Source organism: Pseudomonas sp. C32, from assembly GCF_030417915.1.
Taxonomy (GTDB): Bacteria; Pseudomonadota; Gammaproteobacteria; order Pseudomonadales; family Pseudomonadaceae; genus Aquipseudomonas.
The window spans coordinates 1-9,376 of record NZ_JAUHUK010000041.1 but is presented as its reverse complement, the minus strand read 5'-3'; the positions used below and the strand labels follow the sequence as shown (position 1 = coordinate 9,376).

The window sequence follows — 9,376 nt, the reverse complement described above, 5'->3', positions numbered from 1 at the left end:
ATCAAGACCGAGTTTTACGCCGAAGACGTACCGTTCTCGGCGCAGCCCCCGCAATTTCAGTTGCCGAAAAAAATCACCACTAATTGGGAACTCACCGACGACCCGACGAAGTATCGATCTGAAGTGGAGCTGAGTGCTTTCGATGTGCACGGCAATCCTATCGAAATGATAGACCCCAGCGGCTTCAAAACCGAACGCATTTATTATCCCAAAGAAGCCGATCCGAACGGTTTTGTCCGTTTTCTGAAGGAGACAACTGTTACTCCATCGCCTATAGGTCGAGTCGGCGCACCCACGTTGTGCACCCGTTACACCTACCGCAAGATGCCCCCTCTGGCAGGCAGCGATCTAAAGGAGTGGATGACCGTCGAGAGCGAAACGCTACTGGAGATGGACGCTGGCGACGAGAAGGTACTGCAGCTCACCGAGCGCACTTACGCAGATGTCCCCGAGGAACCATTTCTACACGGTCGGCCGCTGAGCCAGCGCGTAACCCTCAATGACATGCCCAGCCTCACCGAGTTTGCTTACCGAACCATCAACAGCACGCTGGCGGGTGATGCGGTCCTGGAAACGATTGAAACCTTTACCGGCTTCGATCATGGGGTGGACGGCAAAGAAGTTCAGAAAATCACGCGCGAACAGCACTCGTTGGCTACCGGGAAACCCGTAGTGAAATCTGATATCAACAATGTGCAGACATTGATTGTTTACGATGCTCTAGGCCGGGTGACCCGTGAAACCGTAGCACCGGATGAACCCGACGATACAGCATCGCGACACTATGACTATTTCCTGACGTCCATCGATGGCCAACAAGCCAGCCAAGTCGTTACCGATGTGAAAGGAATCAGGACATTGACCCGGTTCGACGGGCTCAACCGAACTATCTATGTTGGACGCCAGGACATAGAAAACCCCATACACGCCGACGACTATCGTCAGACTTATGCGGCTGAATTTGATGCTTTGGGTAACCTCTTCCGGGAGTCGAGATTCGACTGGATCGATGCCGAACAACTTGAACTGAGCAGCGAGTTTGCTTATAGCGCCTGGGGTGAGCAAAGCCGAGAGACAGGCTCTGACGGTATCGCCGTCATCACCGAACTGTCGCCGTTCGGAAAACTGGGACCGACATCACGCAGTTGGACAGAAAGCACTGACCAGCCGCCCAAAGTCAGTGGCTTGAGCGTGAGCGAGTACAACTGCTTTGGAAAAGTGGACGTCATCAAACGTTTCGACACGCAGCGATTGAATGAGCAGCTCCAGGCAACACTGGGTGCAGACGACAAACCCAATGTCGCTTTGTACCTGAATACGTTGCTGCTCAATGAAGAGCTGCCAACGGTGGGGTCGACTAGCTATGTTTATGACGGCCACGGGAACTGTACACAGCAAAACGAATTACTGAGCCATACGGAGCGCTCAACCGTATTTGAATACGATAAATGGGCCCGGATGGTGAGTACAACGCTGCCAGACCAAACCAACGTCCGCCGTACCTATGCACAACACAGTTCCGCCGAGCTGCCTGTCAGCTTGCAAGTTGTTCCCGGTAGTTCTGATGAACCCACCGTCACCATTGGCCAACAAACATTCGATGGGTTGTCACGGTTAACAGCGCTAGAGGTTGGCCCACGCATTGAGCAATATCGATACAACGCAGGCCAGATGCAGTTCTACCAACGCCTCACACCGAGCGATAGAACAATTGATTACACCTACAGGTTAAACCTGACTGAGCAACCCATTCTGATCAAGTCAGCCGAAGACACCATGTCTTATGTCTACGATGAGATAAGCGCCAGCATTACCAATACAACGAACAACCAGGGGAGCCTTCGATTCGAATACAACAGTCTCGGCAACGTGTTCAGAGAAAACTGGACCGACGCCTCGGGAGTCGAGCACAAAACGCTCTACGGCACCTCATTGCTGGGGCGTTTATTAAGCCAGAGCCATACCGATGGACCGGAAACCGTCTACACCTACGACAGCCATGGTCGAACCGTGTCTGCAACTCAGGGCTCACTGAGTGCTGATTTCGAGTACAACTCGCTTGGGCAAGCGTGCCGCACCACAACCAAAAGCCTGAAGGACGGCAACACACTGGTCACGGATATGTTCTACGACACCCTGGGCCGGGAAGTTGTGCGAGAAATGAGACTGACCGGCCATGTGCCACGCACTATCCTCCAAACCTGGTATGACGATGATCAGCTTAGAACCCGGCATCTGCTAAAGGGCAAGCAAAGCCTGCTTAAAGAAGAATTCCTTTATGACTCACGTAGCCGACTCATTCAACATACATGCTCCGGAGACACGCTACCTCGGGATGTTTTCGGCAACGCGATAACCAAACAAGTATTCCGTTTCGATGCCAAGGACAATATTAAACACTGTACGACAACGTTCAAGGATGGAAAACGCGACGTTGCGGTTTTCAGCTATGCCCTTGACGACTCCTGCCAGTTGATCGAAGTCACCCACACCTTTACTGAAGGGGGTTACACGGCACGCCAGAAGTTCGAATACGACGCGGACGGCAACATGCTCAATGATGAGCAAGGCCAGCGCCTGAGGTATGACAGCCTGGGACGTCTACTCGAGGTCAAAGACTCAGGCGATCAACAATTCATCAGCCGCTACCGTTATAACGGACATAATCACCTGATCGGGGTGCGCCAGGGTGAGAAGAGTGAAACTTTGCGGTTTTATCAGGGCTACAACCTGAGTTATACCCGCCAGGACGACAGGCAAACGCATTTCCTGTTTCTCGATAATCTTCCCTTGGGTGAGCAACAGGCCAACCATGATGAGGCGATGCTCCTGTTATGCGATGCGAGCCCCAGCGTTATTGGCGAAAGTCTGCATGGGGTGCTGCGTACTGCCGTATATAGCGTTTATGGTGAACGCAGTGCCAATGATGGTGAACTGCAAAGTGTGCTGGCTTTCAACGCAGAAGTGCGTGAAGAAACGACCGGCTGGTATCTGCTCGGCCGTGGCTATCGGGCTTACAATCCGGGACTGATGCGTTTTCACAGTCCGGACTCACTGAGTCCTTTTGGTGCAGGCGGGATCAATCCCTACGTGTACTGCCTGGGTAACCCGGTCTTTTTCCGAGACCCTACCGGTCATAGACCGGCAATCAACCGCCCAGAGAATCCCGGATACACCGACCCTTACGAACAACCGAAGCGAAGCTTTTGGGAAAAATTTCTTCCGGCGGCGGGTGCACTGCTCGGTTTTATCTTTGCGGCCACAATGGTGCCCTGGACAGCTGGCGCATCAGTAGCCTTGTTTCTGGGGATAACTGGTGCTGTGCTTACAGGGGGGGCTGTTATCGCCTCAGTCTATGGCGCCCTTAAGGAAGATGACTCCGCAATTGTTATCGGCCAGTGGCTTGGTATAGCCGGTGCCGTCTTTGGCGCCGCCGGTGCGATAACGGGTAAAGTCATGGCCCATTTCGCAACGAAAGCGGCAGGAACGGCAGCGGCAGCAAGTTCAGCGGGTGCGGGTACGGGTGCTGGTGCTGGTGTTCCTGCTGCTGGTGTTCCTGCTGCTGGTGTTCCTGCTGCGAGTGCCGGCTCCGTTGCAACGGCGGTACCGGCGGCTGGAGTTAGTAACGTTGGAACGCAAACTCAAAGACCGGCTGCAACCCCTCCACCGTCTCCAACGCCTGGACCGATTGAAACTCGTTCTAGTATTAGTTCGATAGACAGCGCTCATACGACCCGCAGAAACTCTATTACAGACGCTACTGATACAAGGTCCAGCAGAGACTCAGGGAACGTCAAAGTTAGACCTGGCATTCGGGCACTAATCAACCGGGATAATGAAAATATGAAGAACAATGTAGTGACAAGCACTGATTCAAAGGAGGTTTACCTTACCAGTTCGACCTTCCTGCAGCATAGGTAACCCACCTGACAAAAAAAACTAGCTTCGACTTGTAATACCAAGTGTGCAGTTACTTAAGAACTGCACACTTGCCCCCCCCATTCAAGATCAAAAAACCGCGTTCATCACGTTTAAATCTCCTGTCAAAACCAGATCATCAACACCTTAAGAACTGAGAGTTCTCTCATATCCCCTCCCCCCCGCCCTTCCTAAACTCCCCACCCTCGAGACAACGCAACTGCGCAACACTTCACTTCCGACATTGCAGTGCAACAACGGCATCGTCTCGTGTTCCCCCGCCGGGCACTGTCCACTAAAAGGTTACACATTATGAAAAAAACACTACTTGCACTGACGCTCGGCCTGGCCAGCACTTCTGCCTTCGCCAACACCGGCCCCATCCACTTCGAGGGCAAGATCACCGCCAGCACTTGCCCGATTACAATCGTCAACCCGGAAGATGGCATGCCAGGCAGTCTGGTGAGGATGGGGAGCGTTGATGCCAGCCTCTTTACCGGGCCGGGCCAAGAGCAAACCGGCAGTGGATTCATCTTGCGCATCCCGGGTGGTGGTGCCTGCGGCGTTACTCCGGACAGTAAAGCGAACGTCATCTTCCAAGGGGGAGCGGACGATACCGGTGATTTCTTCACCGTTACGCCTCCTACCGCGGGCGGTGCCGAAAATGTCGTGATCGTGATCAGGGACAAGGACAACACCGCTATCGCCCCGAACATCGTATCTCCCGACTACGAGCTCAATGACACCGGCGTGACCGACCTGCGTTTCGATGCTTACTACCGCTCCACAACCGCCTCTGTAACGGCTGGTGCCGCCTCGGCAACTGTGCAGTTCATCGTCGACATCATCTAACCCCCCCCCGCTTCACCGCCCTCTTTTACCGCCACAGCGGCCAAGGAGGGCACTCAACGCTGTCCAGCAGCCGATTACACCTGAAAAAAGGCACTGAACCATGTTCGGTTTGATCAAACGAGCGGCCACGTCCCGGTCCGCCCTTGGCGTCTGCATGACTGCAATCATGCTCGCGCTCAGCATCTCCACTGCCCATGCAGCTTTGACACTCAGCGGTACGCGCCTGGTGTTCGAAAGCAGCAAGCGCAGCATTTCATTGATTGTCGCCAACCCAAGCAAGCAAATTTTCGCGGTACAAACCTGGGTCAACACCGCAGTCGATGATGCAACAACGGCCGTACCCTTCATGCCATCGCCCCCCCTTTTCCGGCTTGACCCAGGCAAGGAGCAACAGGTTCAAATCAATGGTCTGCCGAACGATCTGCCCACGGATCGTGAGTCATTGTTTTACTTCAACGTTCAGGAAATCCCACAGGCCAGCCCGGACGCAGGCAACGTGCTGAACATCGCATTGCGCACCCGCATCAAGCTGTTTTATCGCCCGGCTGAACTCAAAGACAACCCCATGTCTCGCCTGAAAGACCTGCAGTGGTCGATCAAGCGTTCCGGCGGCAAATCACAACTGGAAGTGCATAACCCGACGCCTTTCCACGTGACGTTTATTCAAATGGCAATCAAGGGAGATGACCGCCGCCAGGTTATCGAGAACCCGCAAATGGTCGCGCCATTATCCCGGCAGACCTATGCGCTGACGGGCCCTGGCCCCACGCCAGGCCAGCAGGTTGAGTTCTCGGCCATCAACGACTATGGCGGCTACTCCACGCCGCTGACCCTGCCGATTCAGATGACCCCTTGAGACAGTGCGCCCGGACTATGACTATTCCTTTATCTCTTGTCTGCCGACGCGCGCCTCGGCTGCACCTTGTTCATTTGCTTGTGGCGGGCTACAGCGGTGTCACTTTCGCTGATTCGAGGGTTGCCCAGACAGCACCTTCCATTGAATTTCAATCCGGTTTCCTGCGACAGAGCCCGGAACATGCCAGCAGTGCTGGCCAACAGGCGTTACAGGCCCTTGCTCAAACACACGATCTGGGACCTGGGCGCTATCTGGTTGATATTCGAGTGAACCTGATTGACTTCGGTCAACGCGAAATCGAGTTTGATCTCAGCCCAAAGGGCAACCACCTGGCGCCCTGTCTGTCCGCCGAACTGCTCGGCCAAATGGGTGTTCGACTCGACAGTATCGCCGACCCCGACTTATTGAATGACCGTTGCATCGATCTACAGACATTAATCCCCGGCGCCGACACCGATTTCGATGGCAGCCAATTGTCGCTGGCGATTTCCATTCCTCACATCGCCATGCGTCGTGATGTGCTCGGACACATCGACCCCGAGCGCTGGGACCCTGGCATCAATGCGGCGTTCGTCAGCTATCAGGCGTCGGCACAGCAAGGAACCAACCGCTATCGCGGCCGGCAAAACACCGATGACCTGTATCTCAACAGCGGCGTCAATCTAGGGCCTTGGCGTTTGCGCAGTAACCAGTCGCTGCGCCAGAACGAGAATGGACAGCGCGAATGGGCCAGGGCGTATTCCTACGCACAGCGCGTTCTGCCTGGCACTCATGCCAACCTGACGCTGGGAGAAACCTTCACCAGTGGCGACGTGTTCAAAAGCCAGCCAATCACGGGGGTTTTGATTGGTTCGGACATGGGTATCCTGCCAGATGTCCTGCAAGGGTACGCACCGGTTATCCGCGGCGTTGCACAAACGCGCGCCAAACTTGAAGTGTTCCAGAATGGTTATCCTCTTTACACCACGTATGTCAGCCCAGGCCAATATGAAATCGATGACCTGAGTACAAACGGTGGCAGCGGCGAACTGGAAATCGTGCTGACAGAGGCCGATGGTCAAGTCAGGCGTTTCACCCAATCATTCGCCACGGTCAGCAACCTGTTACGCGAAGGTGTATGGCGCTATAGCGCGGCCATGGGCCGCTATAACGGTTCGCACGGACTGGAAGAGCCCTTGCTCTGGCAAGGTACCCTGGCCATGGGAGCGGGATGGAACTCGACGTTATACGGTGGCCTGATGGCCAGTGAATTTTACCAGGCAGGTACACTGGGTTTAGCCCGGGATCTGGGTCACTTCGGCGCCCTCTCCATGGACTTGACTCATTCGAGTGCCGATATTGGCAGCCTGGATTCACCGCACGTCCAAGGTATGAGTTACGCGTTGAAATATGGCAAGGCCTTCGCCACCAACACAAACCTGCGCTTTGCCGGCTATCGTTACTCGACCGAGGGCTATCGGGACTTTGACGAGGCTGTGCGCCAGAGAAGCCAGGACGCGCATTGGTACGGCAGTCGCCGCAGCCGGTTGGAAGCTTCGATTTACCAGAGTATCGGCACTCGCAGTAATTTGAGCTTGACGCTGTCACAGCAGGACTATTGGCAAAGCGGTCATACAGAGCGTCAGTATCAACTCAATGCCAGTACCCGTTACAAAAGCGTGGGTTTCAACGTTTTTGCCTCACAATCGCTGAACACATCCCGGGGCAGTGACCGGCAGATCGGCCTGAGCATCAGCTTGCCACTGGATTTCGGCCACTCGGCCAATGCATCGTTCGATACCCAGAAAAGCGGCGACCAATTTACCCAGCGCGCGACCCTCAGCGGCAGCTCCGACCTGAACCGCCTCAATTACCAGGCCTCGATCAGCCGCGATGACAATCGACAGCATGCGGCGGCACTCTCGCTCGGTTATCAAGCGTCGTTCGGTGGTGTCGGTGCCGGCGTGACTCAAGGCCCGGACTACCGCAATGTTTCACTGAATGCCACCGGCGCTTTACTGCTACACGCGGACGGCATTGAAGCCGGCCCTTACTTGGGTGAGACCACCGCACTGGTGGAGGTCCCGGGTATTGCAGGTGTGGGTCTGATGAATGCCCCCGGGGTTCAAACCAATGAACGGGGCTTCGCCCTGGCGCCGTACCTTCGGCCGTATCGGGTCAATCAGTTAGTGCTGCAAACCGATCAGTTAGGACCCGATGTAGAAATCGACAACGGAACCGCCCAGGTCATTCCGACACGTGGGGCGATTGTCAAAAACACCTTTGCTGCACGCACCGTGACGCGCCTGGTCATCACTGGCCGAACGTCTCGCGGCCAAGTGCTGCCGTTCGGAGCGCAATTAAGTAATCGGCAAGGTGATGTGCTTGGCGTGGTCGGGCAAGCCGGGCAAGTCATGCTTTCAACCAGCGCCGAACCACAGATCATTGACGTCAGATGGGGTGAGTTGAGCGAGCCGCAATGTCAATTACACGTCGACCCACAGAGCATGGATCTGGCACAGGGCTACCGAATGCAGGAGCTGACATGCCTCTGATTACCCCCCGTTATTACAACCCCCCTACAGGTACTGTCCACTCAGGAGTAACACCATGAGACCTACCGTGCACCGCCTGACTGGACTGCTGGCTTTGTTGGCCGGTTGCCAGGCACCCACGGTCTTCGCCGCCGCAACGCCCAATACATGCGAATGGTTGAGCGGAGGGGGTGCGACCATGACATTCAATCAGAACATGGGGACCGTTTACGTACCGCGGGACGCCCCTGTGGGAAGCATTATCGGCAGACGAGAACGCAAGCTAACACCCAATATCGAAGGGCGCGCCGTGCGCTGCGATAACGATGGCAATGTTCGACTGACGTTCAACGCGGCAACCAGTGTCCCGTTCGCCCAAAACTTGCCTGTCGGCATCGGTACCTTCGGGGCGATCCAAGATGTGTTGTCGACCAACATTCCCGGAGTCGGTGTTCGGTTCCAACTGGGCTTTCCGTTCGACGGCTTTGCCTCGAACTCGTTTACCCCCGACACGGGTGACCCCACAGTACCCTTCAGCGCGCATCATCAAAGGCCAATGGGCTCGGCGCAGATGAACTTCTCCAGCCTGGAAAGCTACATCACCTTGATCAAGACAGGCCCCATCCCTCTTGACCCACAAACCTTTGACGGGCAGGAGTTGTTCAGCGGGGAGTTTTCCGGCATCCCTGGCAAGACCTTTCGGGCTGGATTAAGCGGCACCGTCATTCAGGCCCATTGCGGCAGTCACAAAGTCAGCGCCGACCCGGTGCAATTGGGGGATTGGGATCTGGCTGATTTTAATGCCCCTGGCTACACGACAACCGCCGTCCCATTCAGTATCTTTTTAAGCACCTGTATTGCCGATGATGCCGACCTCAACATCGCCACCGCACACATCCGCTTCGAAGGCGCTGGTGGTTCATTGCCAGTCACCCCGCCGATTCCGGGAGTGTTCAGTTTGACGCCGGGATCCAGCGCTAAAGGTGTCGGCATTCAGATACTCAAGGGCGACCAGACAACACCCATTGAACTCAGTCAGGACGTCGCAATAGAAAAAATCAGCTCTAAAGGCACCCCGCTTCACTTTGCCGCGCGCTTCTACCAGATCGAAGCCAGCCGGGATATTGAAGCAGGTGAAGCCAAAGGCACGCTGAACTTTACCCTCACCTACAAATGACAAAATGCCGACCTTGGCAAACAAGGTCGGCACTTTTCACCTCAGTCAATGAAGGTCAAG

Annotated in this window: 5 protein-coding genes; all 5 read left to right on the top strand. The window is 55.3% G+C overall.

From position 1 onward, the window contains the following. Positions 1–60 precede the first annotated feature (60 nt). Entirely contained in the window at positions 61–3,921 is a 3,861-nt protein-coding gene (locus QYH43_RS26660; protein ID WP_301158499.1) for an RHS repeat-associated core domain-containing protein, read from the top strand. 309 nt (positions 3,922–4,230) lie between these two features. Further along, positions 4,231–4,770, top strand: a complete 540-nt coding sequence (locus tag QYH43_RS26655) for a fimbrial protein (RefSeq protein ID WP_301158498.1) — start codon at positions 4,231–4,233, stop codon at positions 4,768–4,770. Between the two features lie 100 nt (positions 4,771–4,870). Then, on the top strand, positions 4,871–5,626 hold the full coding sequence (locus tag QYH43_RS26650) for a molecular chaperone (RefSeq protein WP_301158497.1): 756 nt from the start codon (positions 4,871–4,873) through the stop codon (positions 5,624–5,626). A gap of 80 nt (positions 5,627–5,706) precedes the next feature. Then, entirely contained in the window at positions 5,707–8,160 is a 2,454-nt protein-coding gene (locus QYH43_RS26645; protein ID WP_301158500.1) for a fimbria/pilus outer membrane usher protein, read from the top strand. Positions 8,161–8,215: 55 nt separating this feature from the next. Beyond that, the gene (locus QYH43_RS26640) at positions 8,216–9,316 is read left to right on the top strand and encodes a fimbrial protein (protein ID WP_301158496.1); all 1,101 of its coding nucleotides are present in this window, start codon (positions 8,216–8,218) and stop codon (positions 9,314–9,316) included. Positions 9,317–9,376 lie beyond the last annotated feature (60 nt).